This window comes from Sodalis sp. RH22 (genome assembly GCF_047324165.1).
Taxonomy (GTDB): domain Bacteria; phylum Pseudomonadota; class Gammaproteobacteria; order Enterobacterales; family Enterobacteriaceae; genus Acerihabitans.
This window is the reverse complement of sequence record NZ_CP178731.1, coordinates 488,985-509,025: the sequence shown is the minus strand read 5'-3', so window position 1 is coordinate 509,025 and position 20,041 is coordinate 488,985. Positions and strand designations below refer to the sequence as shown.

At 58.4% G+C, this 20,041-nt stretch carries 22 protein-coding genes and 1 pseudogene; 17 read left to right on the top strand and 6 right to left on the bottom strand.

The window, feature by feature from the left end; all coding sequences use genetic code 11:
• The first annotated feature begins 242 nt into the window (after positions 1–242).
• On the top strand, positions 243–584 hold the full coding sequence (locus ACL2XN_RS02350; protein ID WP_413730104.1) for a hypothetical protein: 342 nt from the start codon (positions 243–245) through the stop codon (positions 582–584).
• Positions 585–593: 9 nt separating this feature from the next.
• Complete coding sequence (locus tag ACL2XN_RS02345; RefSeq protein WP_413730103.1) at positions 594–2,114, top strand: conjugal transfer protein TraG N-terminal domain-containing protein; 1,521 nt, start codon at positions 594–596, stop codon at positions 2,112–2,114.
• Between the two features lie 8 nt (positions 2,115–2,122).
• Here ACL2XN_RS02345 and ACL2XN_RS02340 read toward each other — a convergent pair whose 3' ends face one another.
• The 6 genes from ACL2XN_RS02340 to ACL2XN_RS02315 form a co-directional block, all read right to left on the bottom strand.
• A complete protein-coding gene (locus ACL2XN_RS02340; protein WP_413731047.1) occupies positions 2,123–2,449 on the bottom strand; it encodes a DUF3742 family protein in 327 nt (108 codons plus the stop codon).
• A 445-nt stretch (positions 2,450–2,894) separates the two neighbouring features.
• Positions 2,895–3,191, bottom strand: coding sequence for a type II toxin-antitoxin system ParD family antitoxin (locus tag ACL2XN_RS02335; RefSeq protein WP_413730102.1), 297 nt, complete (start codon positions 3,189–3,191; stop codon positions 2,895–2,897).
• Positions 3,192–3,317: 126 nt separating this feature from the next.
• Complete coding sequence (locus tag ACL2XN_RS02330; RefSeq protein ID WP_413731046.1) at positions 3,318–3,653, bottom strand: PIN domain-containing protein; 336 nt, start codon at positions 3,651–3,653, stop codon at positions 3,318–3,320.
• A gap of 189 nt (positions 3,654–3,842) precedes the next feature.
• The gene (locus tag ACL2XN_RS02325) at positions 3,843–4,679 is read right to left on the bottom strand and encodes a DODA-type extradiol aromatic ring-opening family dioxygenase (protein WP_413730101.1); all 837 of its coding nucleotides are present in this window, start codon (positions 4,677–4,679) and stop codon (positions 3,843–3,845) included.
• A 24-nt stretch (positions 4,680–4,703) separates the two neighbouring features.
• On the bottom strand, positions 4,704–5,123 hold the full coding sequence (locus tag ACL2XN_RS02320) for a DoxX family protein (RefSeq protein ID WP_413730100.1): 420 nt from the start codon (positions 5,121–5,123) through the stop codon (positions 4,704–4,706).
• A gap of 325 nt (positions 5,124–5,448) precedes the next feature.
• Positions 5,449–6,060 carry an FMN-dependent NADH-azoreductase gene (locus tag ACL2XN_RS02315; protein ID WP_413730099.1) on the bottom strand — a complete coding sequence of 204 codons (612 nt, stop codon included), beginning with the start codon at positions 6,058–6,060 and terminating at the stop codon, positions 5,449–5,451.
• Between the two features lie 116 nt (positions 6,061–6,176).
• On the opposite strand from ACL2XN_RS02315, the gene ACL2XN_RS02310 reads away from it, so the two are divergent.
• The 15 genes and pseudogenes from ACL2XN_RS02310 (at position 6,177) to ACL2XN_RS02240 (ending at position 20,025) form a co-directional block, all read left to right on the top strand.
• Positions 6,177–6,620, top strand: coding sequence for a winged helix-turn-helix transcriptional regulator (locus ACL2XN_RS02310; RefSeq protein WP_413730098.1), 444 nt, complete (start codon positions 6,177–6,179; stop codon positions 6,618–6,620).
• An 89-nt stretch (positions 6,621–6,709) separates the two neighbouring features.
• Positions 6,710–6,886, top strand: a pseudogene (locus tag ACL2XN_RS02305) (IS256 family transposase); the annotation flags it as partial.
• A 347-nt stretch (positions 6,887–7,233) separates the two neighbouring features.
• Positions 7,234–8,943 (top strand): nitrilase-related carbon-nitrogen hydrolase, encoded by a 1,710-nt coding sequence (locus tag ACL2XN_RS02300; RefSeq protein ID WP_413730097.1) that lies wholly within the window; start codon positions 7,234–7,236, stop codon positions 8,941–8,943.
• A 17-nt stretch (positions 8,944–8,960) separates the two neighbouring features.
• Entirely contained in the window at positions 8,961–10,124 is a 1,164-nt protein-coding gene (locus ACL2XN_RS02295) for a transporter substrate-binding domain-containing protein (RefSeq protein WP_413730096.1), read from the top strand.
• A 56-nt stretch (positions 10,125–10,180) separates the two neighbouring features.
• Complete coding sequence (locus tag ACL2XN_RS02290) at positions 10,181–10,759, top strand: ANTAR domain-containing response regulator (RefSeq protein WP_413730094.1); 579 nt, start codon at positions 10,181–10,183, stop codon at positions 10,757–10,759.
• Positions 10,760–11,170: 411 nt separating this feature from the next.
• Complete coding sequence (gene nthA / locus ACL2XN_RS02285) at positions 11,171–11,782, top strand: nitrile hydratase subunit alpha (RefSeq protein WP_413730093.1); 612 nt, start codon at positions 11,171–11,173, stop codon at positions 11,780–11,782.
• Between the two features lie 27 nt (positions 11,783–11,809).
• Positions 11,810–12,127, top strand: a complete 318-nt coding sequence (locus ACL2XN_RS02280; RefSeq protein ID WP_413730092.1) for a hypothetical protein — start codon at positions 11,810–11,812, stop codon at positions 12,125–12,127.
• On the top strand, positions 12,124–12,477 hold the full coding sequence (locus tag ACL2XN_RS02275; protein ID WP_413730091.1) for an SH3-like domain-containing protein: 354 nt from the start codon (positions 12,124–12,126) through the stop codon (positions 12,475–12,477). Before ACL2XN_RS02280 ends, ACL2XN_RS02275 begins: the two co-directional genes overlap by 4 nt.
• Positions 12,478–12,489: 12 nt before the next feature.
• Positions 12,490–12,975, top strand: a complete 486-nt coding sequence (locus tag ACL2XN_RS02270; protein WP_413730090.1) for a nitrile hydratase accessory protein — start codon at positions 12,490–12,492, stop codon at positions 12,973–12,975.
• A gap of 137 nt (positions 12,976–13,112) precedes the next feature.
• Positions 13,113–14,123: an ABC transporter permease gene (locus ACL2XN_RS02265; protein ID WP_413730089.1), complete on the top strand. Its 1,011-nt coding sequence runs from the start codon at positions 13,113–13,115 to the stop codon at positions 14,121–14,123.
• A complete protein-coding gene (locus tag ACL2XN_RS02260) occupies positions 14,120–15,154 on the top strand; it encodes an ABC transporter permease (RefSeq protein WP_413730088.1) in 1,035 nt (344 codons plus the stop codon). The genes ACL2XN_RS02265 and ACL2XN_RS02260 overlap by 4 nt, the downstream gene beginning before the upstream one ends.
• 196 nt (positions 15,155–15,350) lie before the next feature.
• Positions 15,351–16,427: a sugar ABC transporter substrate-binding protein gene (locus tag ACL2XN_RS02255; protein WP_413730087.1), complete on the top strand. Its 1,077-nt coding sequence runs from the start codon at positions 15,351–15,353 to the stop codon at positions 16,425–16,427.
• A 155-nt stretch (positions 16,428–16,582) separates the two neighbouring features.
• A complete protein-coding gene (locus tag ACL2XN_RS02250; RefSeq protein ID WP_413730086.1) occupies positions 16,583–18,115 on the top strand; it encodes a sugar ABC transporter ATP-binding protein in 1,533 nt (510 codons plus the stop codon).
• Positions 18,116–18,214: 99 nt separating this feature from the next.
• Positions 18,215–19,024 (top strand): ABC transporter ATP-binding protein, encoded by an 810-nt coding sequence (locus ACL2XN_RS02245; protein ID WP_413730085.1) that lies wholly within the window; start codon positions 18,215–18,217, stop codon positions 19,022–19,024.
• A 29-nt stretch (positions 19,025–19,053) separates the two neighbouring features.
• Entirely contained in the window at positions 19,054–20,025 is a 972-nt protein-coding gene (locus ACL2XN_RS02240) for an ABC transporter substrate-binding protein (protein ID WP_413730084.1), read from the top strand.
• Positions 20,026–20,041: the final 16 nt, after the last annotated feature.

Here is a 20,041-nt window from a genome sequence, read left to right as displayed (position 1 = left end):
TGACCTCTTTGCGGTGACGCATCTAAATTGATTCTATTTAACATCAATTCACGCATCAAAGCAACACATCAGCACAATTTTGATACCGTTTTTCTTAGAAATGGTTTTGTTTATAGCAGCCTGGATGACCAGAGGCAGCCGAGAAAAACTATATGGGGCGCATCCGTTTCGCATTGTTCATCGCCTTTTCATCGTTGCTGAGATGAACTCGAACGATGTTAATCTGGCGTGGAGAAACGTCTATGCTCTCCTTTAGTTCTGAAATACGCACCAGGCAAAGGCCTTTACTGCTGTTGCTGGGGATATTGGTTCTACTGTTCTTTGCCGCACTGGTTGCCAACCTGCTGGGCATTTACCTGTGCGGCGGTATCGCCGATTGGCAGCAGTGGCTCAATGCCCATAGCGTCCATTTCCTCGTCTGGCGCCTGTGCCTGTATCTGACCTTGCTGGCCGTCTGGCCCTGGGCGCGGCGGCGCAGGCTCCAGCGCGACCCAAATTCAGCCCGGGCGCTCCACATCCTCGAAGCCCTGAGCGTGGGAGCCATCGTGTTCTCCGAAGCCTGCCAGTGGCTGCGCGTAGTATAGGAGACGGTGATGACCTTGCAGACCACCGACTATCTGGAATACTACCTGACGCTGGTCGCCTGGCTCGTTAACAACGGCGTCTGGAACATCCTCGTTGCCAGCGGCCTGTTCGCCCTGCCCTTTGCCGGGATTTTCATTCAGGAATGGCTGCGGGCGCGAACTGAGGGGGCCGACGAGGGCAATAAAGGCGTGTTGTCCTCGATGCGTATCGAGAACCGTATCTGGATGGCGATAGTGGCCATCCTGTTTGGTTGTGTGCCGTATATCGACGTCGACCTGTCCACCATCAAATTTGACACTACACGCTCTACGCAATGCCAGGTCAGCGTACCACTGCCCACGGAGACCGGTTGGGAAAAATCATTTACCTCGCTCAATAACCAGAGCGCGAAAATCCCCCTCTGGTGGTTTTTCATGCATGCCATCTCCAAAGCCGTAACCAGCGCGGCGGTAGCCGCCATCCCCTGCGGTACTGACCTGCGGCAAATGCGCATGGAAATAGACAGCACGCGTATCGACGACCCGGTCCTAGCACAGGAGGTTGCCGATTTCACACACGATTGCTACGGCCCGGCGCGGGCAAAACTGTTTATGGGACGCCCAGAGCTCAGCGAGGCTCAGATGTATGACGTCACCTGGATAGGCTCAAATTTCTTTCTCAATACCAGCGGTTACTATGACAGTTATCACTCAAAAACACCGCGCACAGCCTGGCCCTATGATGCCACACGCGACGCGGGCCTGGCGCAAGTGGACAGCGGAGGCGGCTACCCAACGTGTCGACAATGGTGGTCAGATGCGGACACTGGACTGCGCGCCCGACTGCTGGCCGTGGTCAATCTAGACCTGATGACCCGGATAGCAAAGTGGGCAGGATTCATCTCACGTACTGAACTGGACGATTCGGTGATCCGCGCGATTGCCGCGCCGCGCCAGCAGAAGATGAACCAAGGGGCCGTCTATGCGGACTACGGCGGGCAGGTCGATATGACGTTGCCCAACGTCGTCACCCGCGCCGTGGCGGACGCCGGCGTGACCGTGGGTGCCCTTGCCTATTTCCCGGCGATGGATGCGGTGCGACAGGCCCTCCCAATGGTACTGTCACTGCTGAAGATGGCACTGATCATCTGCATCCCCCTGGTATTGATGCTGGCGACCTACGATCTGAAGGCTTTCGTGACGGTCAGCTGCGTGTTCTTCGCGCTGTATTTTGTGGAATTCTGGTTCCAATTGGCCCGCTGGCTGGACTCTACGATCTTGGATGCGCTTTACGGCTGGGGGCTGGGTGCGGATCGGCCACAGGTGAACTTCGATCCGTTGCTGGGGCTCAACAACGCCTTCGGCGATATGCTACTGAACTTCGTTATGGCGACGATGTTTCTTGTGTTGCCAACATTTTGGGTTACAGCATTAGGATGGGCCGGTGTTCGGGCAGGAAACATGCTACAAGGCTTGACGAATGGCTCCCGGGACGTGGGACAAGCCGGGAGCAAAGGCTCAGGTATACTGATCAGCACAGCAAAGAAGTAGCCTTGGTTTCAGTCGTCCTCGAACCGAGGGTCGGGGTCATCGTTGTAGTTGTACGGATTATAAGAGAGGCTATCGCGATGATCCAGTTCTTCTGCCTTACGCCCCAAGAAGTCGGATTCATCTTGCCCCATTGAATGTTCGGCCACCCAAGCTGCGGCTACCGCAAACACCAGTAGCAAAGCCAACCAGAACGCAGCATACAGAAGCAACCCAAGCAGTACGAGTTTGATGAGCCAAATCAACACACTGGCGCCCACCGCAGGAACCCCCCGTGAAATGATCCAGTCAGCTACATGACGCTCGCGAGACACATACCCACGCCAGGTCCGTCCCATGCTCCGGCCAAGTCGGTAAGTCCATCGTTTCGTGTGTGCGTGTGTAATCATAGCCATACCTCGTGCCTCAATTCTCCATTAAATGGATAGCTGCTCCCAAGGTGTGTCCTGCAATTAATGTTGTTCGAGTTCCATCGCATCATGCAGAACACGGCCAACGGCCATCAAATCCTCAGCGTCTATCCGATAAATGAGAAAATGACGCGGCCGATGAACAACCCCATCCTTCGATTTGGCGCGCTCAGCACTTAACTTAAGATGCCATTACCTCGCGCCTTTGCCGAGTTCTTTTCGCGCCACACTACCGAGCCGACCAGGGTCCGAAGCTACGTCCCGCAACGCTTTAGCTCATAACGCCTACCTGCAGCCTCACCGAACTGAATATGAGTCCATTTAAGTATATTAATTATATCCGATTGGGCGACGGCCGATAGGCGATAGCGCATCATTTGCGATGTTGATTCTGCTCACTGCCAGCGGCGCGAACGCCTAACTCACCGATGAAATCTTCGAGCTTGTCATTCTGGACATCTGTAAAACGGCCATCATCGATTTCTCTCCAGCCTACTTGCGCGGCCGCTTTCAGGGCATCAAGTTTGGCCTCCTCAACGTCCTCTCGTTGCTCGAGCAGGCGTAACCCGTCACGCAACACTTCGCTCGCATTCTGATAACGGCCTGAATTAACAAGCCTTTCGACCATCTCGTGCTGATGGTCAGTCAGTACCACATTGCGTGTGTGCATGGCTTCAACTCCCCAAATAACAGTCTGTTCTCAGGATATCATCATTGGCAGATTATGCCAATGATGCCAGTGGACGTCCACAACTGCGGTTTCATGGCTCCATCGAAAGAACTACCGCCTCACGGTTCAGGCGGTTCCACCTTTTCCAGCCGACTCATTAACCCTGCGCGAAGGATTCCTGATCGTAAGGCTGTCCTCCAGGATCCGCCCGTGGCTCAGGTCCTCGGTGTACAAGATCTGGCAACCAGCCGTCGCCGCGGCTGCGAAGATACAAGCATCATTAAACGAGATCTGGTGCCGTTCCGCAATCTGTTGTGCGCGGCCATGAACATCCACCGTCAGCGGTACGACATTGCAGAAGCTACGTACCAGCACCAGAAAAGGTCCAATATCTTCCCAGCTCATCGCAAGCTTGCAACGACACACGCTCGTCACCTCATTAAGGACCTGTACACTGATCACTGGATTGGTTTTCAACAATGCTTCAGCATTGTCAGCTTTAGCTTTAGCTGAATCTGCAGACAGCAGACAGCAGACAGCAGACAGCAGATAATAGGCCAGGAGTGTCCACGATCCTAAAGACAGTCCAACATAAGCTATGGCCGTGCATTAACGCCATGCGTGTTCGCCTGCTGCGGCTAACGAGCTGGGTTATGCGTTCGCGGGTGCTCCACTCGAATTATCGGCAAGACCAAAACGGAAGCTCGATACCGTAATGCTGCCAAACATGGTGTCGTCGTTATAAACGCACGTCCCGGGCTCATCGAGCCCGGCACCGACGGCAACCATCAGTGGCACAAGGTGGTCTTCACATGGATGTGCGATACGGGCAGCCGGCGCGTCGGCCCAGTGTGTCAGTTGCTTTTCGCGCTCGGCGGGGGAACTGGCGGTCAATGTCTTTTGCAGCCAGGCATCGAACAGACGTGATGGAATCGTTCCCTCGGGACTGAGTTTTCCGAAGTTGTGGAAGCTGACACCGCTGCCAATGATGAGGATACCCTCGTCACGCAACGGTGCGAGCAGTCGGCCGAGGGCAATGTGCGCCGCAGGGTCGTAGCCGTGTCGCAGCGACAACTGCACGACAGGGATGTCGGCTTCCGGGAAAGCAACAGCGGCGACCGTAAAGGTGCCGTGGTCAAAGCCACGGTTCGGATCAAGCTTCGCGGCGATGCCACCCGCGGTCAGTAATGCACACACGCGCTCCGCCAGTTCGGGGGAACCCGGTGCCGGGTACTTTACGCGATAGGTGTGTTCCGGAAAACCTTCGTAGTCATAGTACATGGGGGGATTGGGGCTTGAGGACAGGGTGAATTCGGGATTTTCCCAATGCCCGGAAATCATCAAGATTGCCTTTGGACGTTCCGGCAGACTTGACGCCAACTCCTGAAGCGACTTCTCGAGCCGGTCAAACATCGGCCCGAAGCGATCTTTCATCCACGGCCATGGACCGCCTCCGTGAGACAGGTAAAAAGTGGGCATGCGTTTCATTTTAATTGCCTCCAAACGTAGACATCAGCGCGGCAAAATGGGGGCCTTGCGGGCACGCCCCCACAGCACGAACAGTGAAAGCGACAGCATGACGACGTTCCGGGGGATCACTGACGCCTCGCCGCGCGAAACATGGAAGACCATCGCGAACACCTGAAGCACTGAGCAGCATAGCGCCGCCAGCACGGTAAGCCGCGGCAATATCCGGGTCAGAGAAGGGAGCAATAGGCCAAGCCCGCCCGCCAGATCTATGAAGCCCATGATGCGCACGAACGTCTCCGGGAGAACCCCTGTCCACGGCATCATCTTCGCCAGTTCGGGGATGGGCGTGAGGAGCTTCATGTAGGCAGAAAAGAAGAAAAGTACGGCCAGAAGACCCTTAGCCACCCATACGCCGACCCGCAGGGAGCGACTCGCCGTGGGATTGGGAAGGACACTTGTCATGATGGTTTCCTCATTGCTGATTAAACGTTGGTCTGCGCGTTGCGCGACCGAATTACTGCCCGATAACCTCAACCAAGATCAATAATGGAATCTATTACGCGAGGTTAGGGTTGATGCCCCATTGAATACCGTCATGCTGGTCGTGAAGTCGCCATCACACCACGGTCAGCGTTGTGTTTTTGTTGCACTATGAAGCGCCTAAGGAAAACATGGTTGAAATTGCGGAGCTAAGGCAGCACAGATGAGATTTCCTGGACTGCCTCAGTACCGCTTCTGCTCGGCGACTGCCGGTCACCACAAAATGAGGATGAACCGACTACTGGCATCACGCATGGAGAGCCGCGATCTTCTCTTCAGCTTGTGTGATGGCAACCTCTCGTGCCTCGGGTCCAACCGCGATACCTTCAACTGCCACTACATCGATGTTGTCGATACCGAAGAAAGCAAAGATGCCCCGTAGGTAGCTCTCGGCATGCTCAAACGACGCAATGGCCGTACCCGGACCATAAAAACCACCGCGTGCAATGGCAATGACCACGCGCTTCCCACCGGCAAGCCCGACTGGCCCTTGCTCGGTATACCGGAAGGTCTTGCCGGCAATTGCCAGCCGATCGACCCACGCCTTAAGCTGGCTTGGAATGCCGAAGTTGTAGAAACCAACGCCCAACACAACGGTGTCGGCCCCCAGGAACTCCTCGAGCACCTCACTCCCCAGCGCGAGATCGGCTTGCAGCGCGGTATCGTGCTGTATTTCGCCCACCTGGCCGGCCGCCAGGTAGGCGCCGGACAAATGCGGGATCGGTACGGCGGCCAGGTCGCGATAAGTGACCTGTATTGCAGGATTGGTCTCTGTGAGACGGGCGACAACGGAAGCGGAAAGCTCGCGGCTGACCGAATTCGCGCCAAGGATGCTTGAATCAAGGTGAAGTAGTTTCATGGACGTCATCTTCCTGTTGGTATAAAGTAGGTACCAGCTATTCTTTAGTAACTGAGATGACTCGTCAAGACGGCACAATTTTGTTGCATAGGAACAAAGAGGGAACCATGGCTGCTATGTCGCTACTGAACGAACCGGAGCGCTCGATGGCGCTGGACTGCCCGCGGGTCAGTACACTGCTCTCGCGTATTGGCGACAAGTGGACCGTGCTGGTGGTGATGCTCCTGCGAGAAGGTCCACGGCGATTCAGCGAACTCAAGCGCGAGATTGGCGGCATCTCGCAGCGCATGCTCACGCTGACGCTCCGTGGCCTCGAGCGCGATGGCCTGGTGGTCCGCACCGTGTATCCCACAACACCTCCGCGTGTGGACTACGAGCTCACGCGACTCGGCCATGAGTTGCGTGAGCCGGTCGAGGCGCTCGGAAAGTGGGCACTCGCTCATCTCGATGTTATCGATCAAGCCAGGCACGATTTCGACGCCCGGGCTGAGGCGAGTACAACGACGACGCCCCCGCAGGCGTCTCACGCGTCGTCAGCCAGATCGGTGGGCCGCGGCTGAAAAATTGCAGACCTTGCGAGTCTGTACATAAGATTGTGTAATCGCCTGATTTTGATATGTTCAATCCATCATTAGAATTAGGTGAATTTATGGACGAAAAATTGCTACAGGCTCTCGCAACTGAGCTGGCTAAAAGTCTCAAAACCCCTGAGGATCTGAGCCAATTTGATCGGTTTTAAAAAAAATTAAGTGTTGAGGCTGCCCTTAAAGCTGAACTGACCCACCATTTGGGGTATGAGAAAAATCAGCTCAAATCGGGTTCCAACTGATCTCTTCCCATTAAGCAAGACCAAGCTAAACTAGAGTTTCCTGTCGCCCGTCGGCACGCCAAAAAAGTGCAATAGAGACGCAAACGCACCGACTGCGTTAAAACTTTATCGTTGATGACGGATTAGCAGGCTTGTGAAAAAAATATAATAAATTGATATTTAACAACTTTTAAGAAAAATTGTTATTCAGGCATGTTTATTGCCTAATCCTAAGTATGGTTCGGCGTTTTGTAGACCCTCTGAAGTGGAAGGCAGGACGTCATAACACATGAATCTGGCAAAGATGCCCTATCAACTGTTGTAATGGTTGATGGGGCTTTTTTTTACCCAATGAGAGAGTGAGAATGATCAATCAACCGGTTTGCGTCGCGGCAATTCAGTTTGAACCTACACAATTCCGTAAAGAAGACAATATCCTCAGGCTGCTAGCCCTGGCCGGGGAGGCCGCGGCCGGCGGCGCGCGCCTGATCGTCATGCCCGAGATGGGCACCACCGGCTATTGCTGGATGGATCGTGAAGAGGTCGCCGATTACGTCGAGACGGTGCCCGGCGCCACCACCGATCGTTTCGTCCTGCTGGCGGCGCGCTATCAATGTTACCTGGTGGTCGGTTTGCCTGAAGTGGATGCGCGCAGCGGGCTATATTACAACAGCGCGGTGCTGATCGGCCCCGACGGCGTGATCGGCAAACACCGTAAAACCCATCCGTATATCTCGGAGCCAAAATGGGCGGCGAACGGCGATTTGGGGCATCAGGTATTCCCTACCCCGCTTGGCAATATTGCGCTGCTGATTTGCATGGATATCCATTTTATCGAAACCGCCCGCCTGGCCGGCTTACAGGGCGCGGACGTCATTTGCCATATCAGCAACTGGCTGGCCGAGCGCACTCCCGCGCCTTACTGGATTAATCGCGCCTATGAAAACGACTGCTACCTGATTGAAAGCAATCGCTGGGGGCGGGAACGCGGCGTCCAGTTCAGCGGCGGCAGTTGCATTATCGAACCCAACGGCCATATCCAGGCCTGGCGCGATACCGGCGACGGCATCGTTTCCGGGGTTTTGCATACCGGCGCCCGCCGCCGCGTGCTGGCAGAGCGCAGGCCGGAGCTGTACAAGGAATTGATGACAAATACCTTTATGTGGAATCCGCTGGATTTCTTCGGCCTGTACGCCACCAAACCCCTGCCGGAGGGCAAACGCTCGCATATTGCCGTCGGGCAATTCGAACCCGACGATGATATCAACGTCAATCTCAGGCATATCGGACAACTGGCCGCCAGGGCAAAAGCGCAGGGCGCGGAGCTGCTGACGCTGCCCGAGCTTTGCCTCACCGGCAAATACCGGGCCCCCGCCGGCGCCATCACCCCGCGGCACGCCGCCGTCAGCGCCCTGATGGATCTGTGCGCCCGCCTGCGGCTCTACCTGGTGGCGGGCATGGTGGAGGACGGCGGCGACGGCAACCGCTATAACTCGGCGGTATTGATCGGCCCGGACGGCCTGCAGGGGATGTATCGCAAAATTCATTTAACCGCGGAAGACAAGACCTGGGCGACGCCCGGCAGCGCCTGGACCACCGTTGATATTCCCTGCGGGCGCATCGGCCTGCTGATCGGCCATGACCTTGAATTTCCCGAGGCGGGACGGATCCTCGCAATGCGCGGCTGCGATATTATCGCCTGTCCGGCGGCGCTGGATCTGCCGGGGCCGATCGATCATCCCGGCACCGCCGTGCCCCACGACTACCCTATTGCCACCGGAGCATCCCGCCACCACTGGCTGTTAACCCGGGTACGGGCCGGGGAAAACAATGTCTACCTGAGTTATGCCAATGCCAATCTTTCGGGGCTAAGCGGTATTTTCGGGCCGGATACCTTTGTCTGGCCCAGGCGCGAGGCGCTGGTCACCGAGGTCCAGGGCCTGGCCGTGCTGGACATCGATACCAGCAACCTGGACTGCGCCTATCCCACCAATGTGGTGCGGCGCAAAGATCTGGTCGCCATGCGCCAGCCCCATTATTACCAGCCGTTGATCCAGGTTGCCGGCGGCGAATGAGGTAACACGAGGTGAATATGTTTTCAGCAGATAACCGCCTGATCCCGGGCGGGAGCCGCTCCAAGGCCATCATTCCGGTGGGCGTGCTGTATTCGGTATCCGGTCATTATGGCGGCATCGGGCGGGAAATGCTCAACGGCATTATGCTGGCCATCGAGGAAGTAAATGCCAGCAAAAGTTTTAACTTTACCCTGGCGCCGGTTATCTACGATCCCGGCTGCAACCTGGATAATTATTATCGCCATTGCCATGACCTGCTGTACCAGCACGGGGTAAAACATATCGTCGGCTGTTATACCTCCGCCTCGCGCAAGCTGATTTTGCCGCTGGTCGAGGGCGCCAACGCCCTGCTCTGGCATAGCGCGCGCTACGAGGGCTTTGAAAGCAGCAATAACGTCATGTACCTGGGCGCCGCGCCCAACCAGCATGTGCTGCCGATGCTCGACTATGTCATCAATCACTATCCGGCCGAGATATACCATGTCGGCTCTAACTATATCTGGTCGGAAGAGATCGATCGCATTATCCGCGACGCGCTGGACGCCCGGGGCGGCACCCTGGTACAAAGCCGGTTCCTGGCGCTCGGCGACACCGGCGTGGAACAGGTCATACTGGATATCATCCGCCGCCGCCCGCCGGTGGTCATGGTCACGCTGGTCGGCATTTCGGCATACCGTTTTTACCGCGTCTGGAAAACCATGGAGCAAGAGCATGAATTCCTGCGTTCGTCATCTGTCGTGCGGCTTAGCCTGACCCTGTGCGAGTCGGAGGTGGCGATGGTGGGCGCGGACGCGCTGGAGGGATATCTGGTTTCCGCCGTGTATTTCCAAAATATCGACAACGAGCAGAATCGGCGGTTTATCCAGCGCTACCGCAGCCGCTTCGGCGAAAACGCCACCACCACGGTGGACGCCGAGGCCGCCTGGATGTGCGGACACTTTTTAGCCAAGGGAATTAATCGGTGCGGCAGCGACGAGACGTCGGCGGTGCGGGAGGCGGTGTACGCCGAAAGCCTGTCGGCGCCGAACGGCATCACCCGCATCAACCGGGAAAATAACCATGCCAGCCTGACGCCGCGCCTGGCGCGACTCGGCGAGGATGGGCGCTTTCATCTCCTTTGGCAGTCCCCCGGCCCGGTAATCCCAGACCCCTGGTTAACCTGGTCCGATTTTTCGTTATAGCGAGCCGTGCGAGGTGTTAAGTGCAAGAGGCTAAAAAACGACTGATGGTGCGAGGGATGAAAATTGCGCTGTTCGGCTGTGCGCCTCGTGACGAAAAGAACCTGCTGCTGCAGTTTCTGCGTCTCGGCGTCCAGGGCCACAGCTTTGTGGATTTTCATGATGACGTATTCCGCGATCGTTATGACAGCGTGATTTTTGATTCCGACAACAGCGTCCTGATCAAACAAATCAGCCAGGGCACCTGGCCGTCTTTGCCTAAAATTGCCCTGATGGGACTGGAGACCCCGTCCCGCTTGTCCTGGGTCATCGATCAGGAAGTGGACGGCTGCCTGCGCAAGCCGGTAAAGACCGACGGCATTTTATCCACCATCATCCTGGCCCGGCATCATTTTGAACGCCATCAGGCGCATCTGGCGGCGCTCAGGCAACAGGACATTCGCATTCGTTCGCGTCGTTTCCTGTTGTCGGCGCAGCTATTATTGATCCAGGAATTCAACTACAGCGAGCAGCAATCCTATGAATTATTGCGGCGGCTGGCGACGGAACAACAGCAAACGGTGGAGGAATTCTGTATCGTTTTTTTATCGCGCCAGCAGGAATGGTTACACATGTTGAAAACGCGCCATATGCAATAGATGCATTACGCGGCCCTCCCGGCATACATCAGCCCGGGGCCGATTAAGACAACGCGCACCACGTTGGTGACCGGACTGCACTTAAACAGCACAAGAAGGTAATAAGCTCGGGACGAGCGGAGGCACCGGTAACAAAGGTAAAATTCAATAGGCTGTTTTATAACAGTAAAAACACAAGTCACACATTGGCATCTATATTGCTTAACAAGATTATCATGTGAATGTTATTTTTCCGCCGTCCAGGCCCGTTGATATTCATTATTGTTAGTGTAGTAGAGTAAACATAACGCCGGCAAAGATGCCCCCGCAGCTCGCAAGAGTTGCAGGGGCTTTTTTTTTTGCGCGGTATTTCCCGCGGCCCACGCGCGTTACCAGGCGTAAGGGCCGCAAAACAAAGCAAGAGGAAAGACAATGAGCGATATTTTGGAGCCAACCGCGCCACCCAATATTCCAACGTTACGGATTAAAGCCATTCAGTCCTTATTGATTGAAAAAGGCTACCTCAAGGCGGAAGCGGTGGATGAAATCATCGATATCTTTGAACATCGCTTCGGTCCGAAGAACGGCGCCAGGGTGGTAGCCAAAGCCTGGAGCGATCCGTCCTATAAGCAACGCCTGCTGGATGATGCCACCGCGGCCATTGCCGAACTGGGTTTTACCGGCCTGGAAGGCGCCCATATGTTCGTGGCCGAAAATACCGCGACGGTCCACAACATGGTGGTGTGCACGCTGTGCTCCTGCTATCCCTGGCCTACCCTGGGCCTGCCGCCCACGTGGTACAAAGCGCCGCAGTATCGCTCGCGGGCGGTCATGGAGCCCCGCGCGGTGCTGGAGGAGTTTAACGTGCGGCTGCCGGATAGCGTTGAAATCCGGGTGTGGGACAGCAACGCCGAGATCCGCTATATGATCCTGCCGCTGCGGCCGGCCGGCAGCGAAGGCATGAGCGAGGACCAGTTGGCCGCCCTGGTCAGCCGCGACTCGATGATCGGCACCGCGGTGCTGCCCCCCGTAGGCCAGGCCTGATAACCCAAGCACGAACAGGAGAGAACGATGAATTCAATTCATGATGTAGGCGGCATGCATAACCTCGGCCCGGTGGCGATCAACCCCGGCGAACCGGTCTTCAAAGCCGAATGGGAAAAGCAGGTCTTTTCCACCATCGGCCTGTATTTTGCCGGCGGCCTGTGTCCCATCGACGAATTCCGTCACGCCATCGAGGTGATGGATCCCGCTGAATACCTCAGCACGCCCTACTACGTGCACTGGTATCACGCGATGGAAACGTTGGGCATCGAAAACGGTTTATTTACCCAGGAAGAACTGGAAGACAAGGTACGGCAGTTAGCGCAGCAGGAGAAAGCATCATGAAGATCCTGGAAAAAGAGCAGGTTTACGCCGCGGTGACAACCAACCCGGTCTATGTGCGTCCTACCGATCTGCCGATCCGTTTCGCCGCCGGCGATCGGGTTCAGGCAAAAAACATTCATCCCCTGGGCCATACCCGCCTGCCGCGCTATGTTCGCGGCAAGACGGGTACGGTGGTGCGCCACCACGGCTCGTTTGTGTTCCCCGATACCTTTGCCCACGGCAAGGGAGAAAAACCGCAGCACGTCTACAGCGTGCGCTTCGAGGCGCGGGAACTGTGGGGCGAGGAGGCCGGGGGGCATTCCGCCGTCTATCTCGATCTTTGGGATGACTATATTATTCCGGCCACCTGAGGGGAGCGCAGCATGACGACGATAACCACATCCTCCCCCGCCACGACGGCCGGGGACGAGCCGGAAATGGCGTTCGGCGAGCCCTGGCAGGCCGAAGCTTTCGCCACCGCGCTGCAGCTGTCGCGCAACGGACTCTACCGCTGGAGCGAATGGGTAGAGGTGTTTGCGCGCATCATCAGGGAACAGCCGCAGCGGCCGGACGAAAACCCGGGGGAAGCCTATTATCGCCAGTGGCTGGGCGCGCTGGAAACGCTGCTGCAAGGCAAATCGCTGCTGTCCGGCGAGGATGTCGACGCGCGCCAGGCATTGTGGCACCTGGCCTACTTGCATACGCCGCACGGGCAGCCGGTATCGCTGCAGCGCGTAGCGCATATCATCGATCCGTGCGCCGCCCTGGATCGGGTCGCCGACCCGCATGCGGCGCATCACCATCACAGCCACGCGCATGGGGGCCGCCCGATCCCCACGCCGATTACGGTGGTCCCGGGAGCAGGCTGACCAGGACATAACGCCAGGGAACGGCGTAAACCGCATGGAAAACACGATGGCACAGAGGACACCTTGGCGCGGGCACGATGCTCCTGCCGGCCGTCCCGGCTGACCATCCGGCCCCAACACACACAGGACGCTCGACTATGAGTGATGTATCGCAGGGTCTTCCCCGGAAGCCCCCGGGCTCCCCTCGGCCCGGAAAAGGTCAACTCCCGGCGCTGCGCGGCGCGGCGCTGGCGATGGTGGTGTATATGATCATGTATCTGCTGTATGGCTGGTCGGAGCCCGGTGCGTTCAGCGCCTACGCCGTCGCTGACCTGATCAATAACGCCGCCCCGCTGGCGCTGGCCGCCGCCGGGCAAACGCTGGTGGTGCTGACCAGGGGATTCGATTTATCCCTGGTGGGCGTCATTTCCATTGCCAACGTACTCACCGCCATTGCCCCGTTCGACGGGCCGGGCGGCGCGCTGTTCAGCCTGCTGCTCTGCGTGGGGGCCGGCGCGCTGATCGGCCTGCTCAACGGCTATCTGGTGGCCTATAGGGGCATCCAGAGCATCGCCGCGACGCTTGGCACCATGATTATCGGCCAGGGTATCGCCCTGCTCCTGCTGCCGGTGCCCGGCGGCTCGGTATCGGAGTTTATCAGCGACGGCCTGACGGGCATGCTGTGGCAAATCCTGCCAGTGTCCGCCCTGGTGCTGGCGTTTTTTGCCCTGATCTGGCTGCTGATCAAACGTACCGACACCGGCGTCGCTTTTTATGCGGTGGGCGCCGATGAAACCGCCGCCGGGCTGTCCGGCATCTCCGTCAAGTGGAAGCGCTGCCAGGCGTTTATCCTGGCCGGCTGTTTCTACGGCGCGGCGGGATTTATGCTTAGCGCCCAAACCGCCACCGGCGATCCCAACTCGGGCCTGCCGTTTCTGCTGCTCTCCTTTGCCTCGGTGGCGCTGGGCGGCACCAGCCTCAGCGGCGGGCGCGGCGGCGCGTTCGGCTCGATGGTGGGCGCGGCGGTGCTGCTGTTAATGCAAAAAATGCTGTTCGCCATTGGCGTCTCCTCGTTCTATATCGGCTTTTTCCAGGGCGTACTGCTGGTGCTGTCCATCGTATGCGAGAAGGTGCTTAACCGTTCGCCACGCACAGGAGCACATTCATGAACAAAATCTCCCTGGCGGCGCCGGAAGCCGGACGTATCGACCGGCGCGCCAACGGCCGGATGAGTCCCGAGGCGGTCGCGCCGGTATTATTACTGGGCCTGACGGTGATAATGATCCTGGCCTCCCGCCTGATAAGCCCGTCCCTGGGGTCCTGGTCGCAGGTGCTGATGATCGTGACCCTGGGCTCATTCCTGCTGGTGGTGGCGTTCGGCCAGGGGCTGGTGGTTCTGTCCGGCGGCATGGATCTGTCAGTGGCCTCGCTGTTTATGTACGGCGGCGTGATGTCGGCGGGCATGATAGGTGCCGGCGGCGACAATATTGCCTATATGCTGCCGTTGATCCTGCTGTCCGCCGCGGCCATCGGCGCGTTCAGCGGTCTGGGAATCACCCTGCTGCGCATCCCGCCGTTTATCATGACCATGGGCACCGGCATCATCGTCGCGTCGCTGGCGCTCGGCGCCACCGGCGGCAGCACGCTCGGCGCGTCGCCCCAGCTGTTGGCTGACATCGTCAAGGGCAGCGTATTCGGCATCCCCTGCATCGTTCTGTTCACCCTGGTTTTCAGCGTGCTGGGGATCGTGATCCAGACGCGCACGGTGTTTGGACGCAACCTGTACGCGCTGGGATGCAGCCCGGGCGCGGCCAAGGTCGGCGGCATCCCGGTCGGCGCGGCCACCGTTGCCGCCTATGCCCTGAGCGGGCTGTGCGCGGCCCTGGGCGGCGCGCTGCTCACCGGCTATTCCGACGGCGCCACCCTGCGCATGGGCGACCCCTACATGCTGCCCTCCATTGCCGCGGTGGTGGTAGGCGGCTCCTCGATACTGGGCGGCAAAGGCACGTTTATCGGCACCATCGCCGGGTCGCTGTTTTTAACCACCGTGGACTCGGTGATTGCCGCCACCAGCCTCGGCCAGGGCTGGCGGCTGATTGTCTCCGGGGCGATTATTACCGTCGCCCTGTTATGCCAGTCCGGCTCGGCGAATTCACTTATTTTATTATCAGGAAAGACCAGGGCTTTATTTAAACGTTAATTAACGCCAAACATGTGAAATCAACTTAACAAATCGATCGGGAGTGACTATGTTAATGCAAACACGTCTTAAAAGATGTGCGGCCGCAGCCGTCATTTTAATGGGGTTATCAGGTTATTTTTCAGCGGCGCAGGCGGAAGACGCACCGAAAAAATATAAAATATTCCTGAGCCTGAGTTATAGCGGAAATAACTGGATGAGCGAGACGGCGAATATTATCAAGTCGCTGGCGAAAACGCCGCCCTATGACAAAATGGTGGATTTGCAAGAGGTGATTTCCGGTACCGATCCGCAGGCGCAGATATCGGCTTATGAAAGTATGATTGCCGCCAAAGCGGACGGAATCATCAGTTTCCCGATATCGCCCACCGCCTTGAACCGGGTGATCCGGCGCGGCTGCAGCCAGGGCGTGAAATTTTTCATGTTTGATTCCACGGTAACGGAAAAATGCGCCTACAACATCAGTTATATTTCAGCCGGCGCGGGGGAAAACATGGCCCAGCAATTAGTGAATGAACTGGGCGGCAAAGGAAAAATATTTATGAATCGCGGCGTGCCCGGCACCTCGGTGGATAAACGCCATTTCGACGGCGCCATGCATATATTCAAACAGTATCCGGGGATTTCGGTGGTCTCGGAATATTATGGCTATTGGGACGACCGCATCAGCCAACGGGAAACCGCCAAGGCCCTGGCGGCCCATCCGGATGTGGACGGCATCTGGTCCGAGCTGGGCGAAGCCGGCGTGTTAAACGCCGTAGCCGACCGTAAAGGCCGGATGATGCCCATCATGGGGGAAAACATGAACGGCTTTCGTCTTGGTTTCCTGGATGCCGATTACCGCAAGCGCGGCCTGAGCGGCGTCTCCGCCGGCTCGCCACCCGCCACCGCCGGCTACGCATTTAAGCTGATGATGGAGGTCTTGACCGGTAAACGCCAACTGGAACCGACCAATATCGAATATCCGCTCCCCTGGGTCACCGCCGACCAGATGAAACTGTGCCAGGGCGGCGTCATTGCCGACGGCTGTAATGTGTTCGCGGCCAATCTGGTGCCGGAGGGTTTCTCAACCGAGATCTATCACCCGGAATTCCTGCCGGAAATCACCCTGGATTCGGCGCTCAAGGGCGTGCCCACGCCGGGAACGACCATCCAGCCTTTGCCGGCGGAAATAATCAGGGCCGCGGATGAACCCGGCATCAACTGCGAACGCTGCCAGGCGGCGCCGGACCAGTACAAGCTGACCAAGGTCCAGCCCACGGTCAAGCCCTAAGACGTCCCGGGCGTAACCCCGGCGTGTCAACGGGAGTCCGCACCGGCTCCTCGCGTAAACACGGCGTGTTGCGCCCGGGTGGCGGCAAGATTGGCCAGCACCTTCATACCATTTTACCGGTGGCCGCGCGCCATCGGGACAGGAGACCGCAATCCATGCAACCATCCCTCACTCAACCGGCAGCAGGCGCGCAAGGCATGCGCCTGTCCTCGGTATCAAAATCCTATGGCGCCACCGTGGCGCTGGAGAGCGTCTCATTGACTATCGAACCCGGGCAGGTACAGGCCATCCTGGGGGAAAACGGCGCCGGGAAATCAACGCTGGTAAAAATCCTCTCGGGGGTGGTGACGCCCAATACCGGCACCATGAGCCTGGAGGGACGGGACTATGCGCCGAGTTCACTGCTCCAGGCCCGTCATATCGGCGTCAGCACCGCGTTCCAAGAGCTCAGCCTGTTGCCTAATCTCAGCGTCGCCCAGAATTTTTTCCTGCCGAGCTCCCTGAAACAACGGTTTTTTCTCACTTCGTCAAAACTGATGGCGCGCCGCGCCGAAGCCATTTTGGCCGATCACGACGTACAGGATATTTCGCCGCATGCCAACGTTGAAACGCTCTCCCTGGCCGCGCGCCAGCGGGTGGAAATCGTTCGCGCCATGCACTATCGCCCCCGGCTGCTGCTGCTGGACGAGCCCACCGGCGCCCTGGCCGACGTAGACTGGCTGTTTCGCCTGGTGCGCCGGCTCACCGCCATGGGCACCGCCGTACTCTATATTTCGCACCGGCTGGCGGAAATCCGGGAAATCGCCAGCCATGCCATGGTACTGCGCAGCGGTAAAACCATCTCGACGGTGGATCTGAAACAGGTGACCAACGCCGATATTTTCGAGATGATGGTGGGGCGCCGGGCGACGCACGAGCGCGCGCGCGGGCGCGCCGCGCCGTCGCACCCGCAGAGCGCGGCGCTTACGGCCAACGATTTGGGCGGGCAGAATTTCAGCGATATTTCTTTTGAACTGCGGCGAGGGGAAATTCTCGGCGTGGCGGGCCTGGAAGGCCAGGGACAGAGGGAACTGTTCCGCACCCTGGCGGGCCTAATGCGCCACAGTGCGGGACAAATGCTGCTGCGCGACCGCGAGGTGATATTGCGCAGCCCACGCGATGCGCTGCGTAAATACGGCGGCATTGCCTTTGTGCCGGAGGATCGCAAAAGCGAAGGCATTTTTCCTACCCTGTCGGCCGGCGCCAATATCACCCAATCCGTGCTGCACCGTTTTAGCCGGCTGGGGCTTATCCGCCGGGACCAGGAGCGCCAGGCGGTCGGGCGCGTGGCGCCGCAGGTGGAACTGGACGAGCGGTATTTATCCTTTAAAATCAGCGCGCTCTCCGGCGGAAACCAGCAAAAAGCCTTGATTGCCCGCGCCCTGCTGACCGGCGCCAGCACGCTGCTGCTGTTTGATCCCACGCGCGGGGTGGACGTGGGTACCAAAGAGGTGATCTACCAGGCCATTAAGGCGTTCGCGGACCAAGGCGGCGCAATCCTGATCTACTCCACGGATCTGGCCGAGCTGCAAACGCTGGTCGATCGGAGCCTGGTTATGTATCGTGGCCGTATCGTGGCGGATTTGCCGCGCGACCAGCTGGATGAAGGCGAGATGGTCGGGCTGATGACGGGCAACGCCGCCGGATAAACCGGCGCTATGCCGGTCCGATGGGCTGAAAACCCGCGACGTCGCCAGGGTCGCGTTATTTTTTTAACCAGAAGAAAAATATTCATGCATAATACGCCCATGAGTAATGATATAACATCACAATTAAACCTGGGCACTCCGCTGCTTGAGCTGCAGGACGTTACCGCCGGAGCCCACGGCTGCCCGGCGGCGCTGCGGGGCGTGAGCCTGACGCTTAACCATCATCACTGCCTGGCGGTGATCGGCCCCAACGGCAGCGGCAAATCCACGCTGCTGCGCGCCATTATCGGCGAAATCGGGTTGGCGTCCGGGCAGATCCTGCTCGATGGTCGGCCGCTGGGCAGCTTGTCCAGGCAGGCGCGCGCACGCAGCATCGCGCTGCTGGCGCAAAACGATACGCCCGACCTGCGGCTAACGGTGGCCGAATACGTCGGGCTGGGGCGATTGCCGCACTATGCGGATTTTAGCGCGCGGCAACATGAGGAGATCGTTAACCAGGCCATAGAAGACACCGGTTTACCCACGCTGCGCCGCCGGCTGCTGGGCACCCTGTCGGGCGGGGAGCTTCAGCGGGCCGGACTGGCGCGCGCGTTCGCGCAAACGCCCCGGGTGCTGCTGCTTGATGAGCCGACCAATCATCTCGATCCGCTGGCCCGGGCCCAGCTGCTCGGCCTGGTGCGCGCACGGGGCATCGCCACCATCGCCGTGCTGCACGATCTTACGCTGATTGAATCCTTTGCCGAGCGGGTGGCGGTGCTGCAGCACGGACGCCTGGTGTGCTGCGATACGCCGGAACGGGCGCTGGTATCGTCTTGTATCGAACCGGTGTTCGGCATGCGCAGTTTTACGGTGGCGCACCCCGCCACCGGACAGCCGTTAAAAATTTTCGAAGCATCATTACGCGCGTAACCGCCTGGTTAACCTGAGGACAACTCTGTATGAAGAAGTATCCGAACAAGTCTCTGCTTTCGGCCGCGTTGAGCCTGCTGGTGACGGCGGCGGCGCAGGCCTCGGGTTTCCCGGTCACGGTCTCCAGCTGCGGACAACCGCTGACCTTTACGCAGGCCCCGCAGCGTGCGGTCATTCATGATTTGAATATGACGGAAATGGCGTTTGCCCTGGAATTGCAACCGCACATCCGCGGCGTGACGGGGATTACCGGCTGGTATAAGGCGACGCCGGAATTCACCCGCCAGCTGGGCGGCATTCCGGAGCTGGCGCCCAAATACCCTACCCTGGAAAACCTGCTGGCGGTCAATCCCGACTTCTTTTTTGCCGGCTGGAATTATGGTATGAAGGTAGGCGGCGAGGTGACGCCGCAATCGCTGGCCCGTTTCGGCGTGCCGACGCTGGTGTTGACCGAAAGCTGCGTGCATATCGGCCGGCAAAAACAGAAAGCCACGATGGATCTGTTGTACGGCGATATACTGAACCTGGGCAAGATTTTTGGCCAGGCGGAGCGCGCGCAAACGCTGGTCGACGGCTGGAAAGCGCAGCTCGCCGCGCTGCGGCAAACTATCGGCCAGCGCCCGCCGTTAAAGGTGTTCGTGTATGATTCCGGCGAGGATAAACCGTTTACCAGCGGTCGTTATGCCATGCCTACCGCGCTGATCGAGGCCGCGGGCGGACGTAATGTGATGGATACCCTGGACACCAACTGGGGCACCACCTCCTGGGAAAGCGTGGCCACCGCCGAGCCGGACCTGATCGTTCTGCTGGATTACCAAACGGGCGGCGGCGCGCAGACGCTGCGGGACTTCCTCGAGCGCCACCCCCTGATGAAGCACACCCCGGCGGTGATGAACCACCGCTACCTGAAGTTGCAATATGCGCAGCTGACGCCGGGACCGGCCAACATCGAAGCCATCAGCCAATTGGCCCGGGCGCTGTATCCCGACCGTTTTCAGTGAGAAATGGCGTTTTATG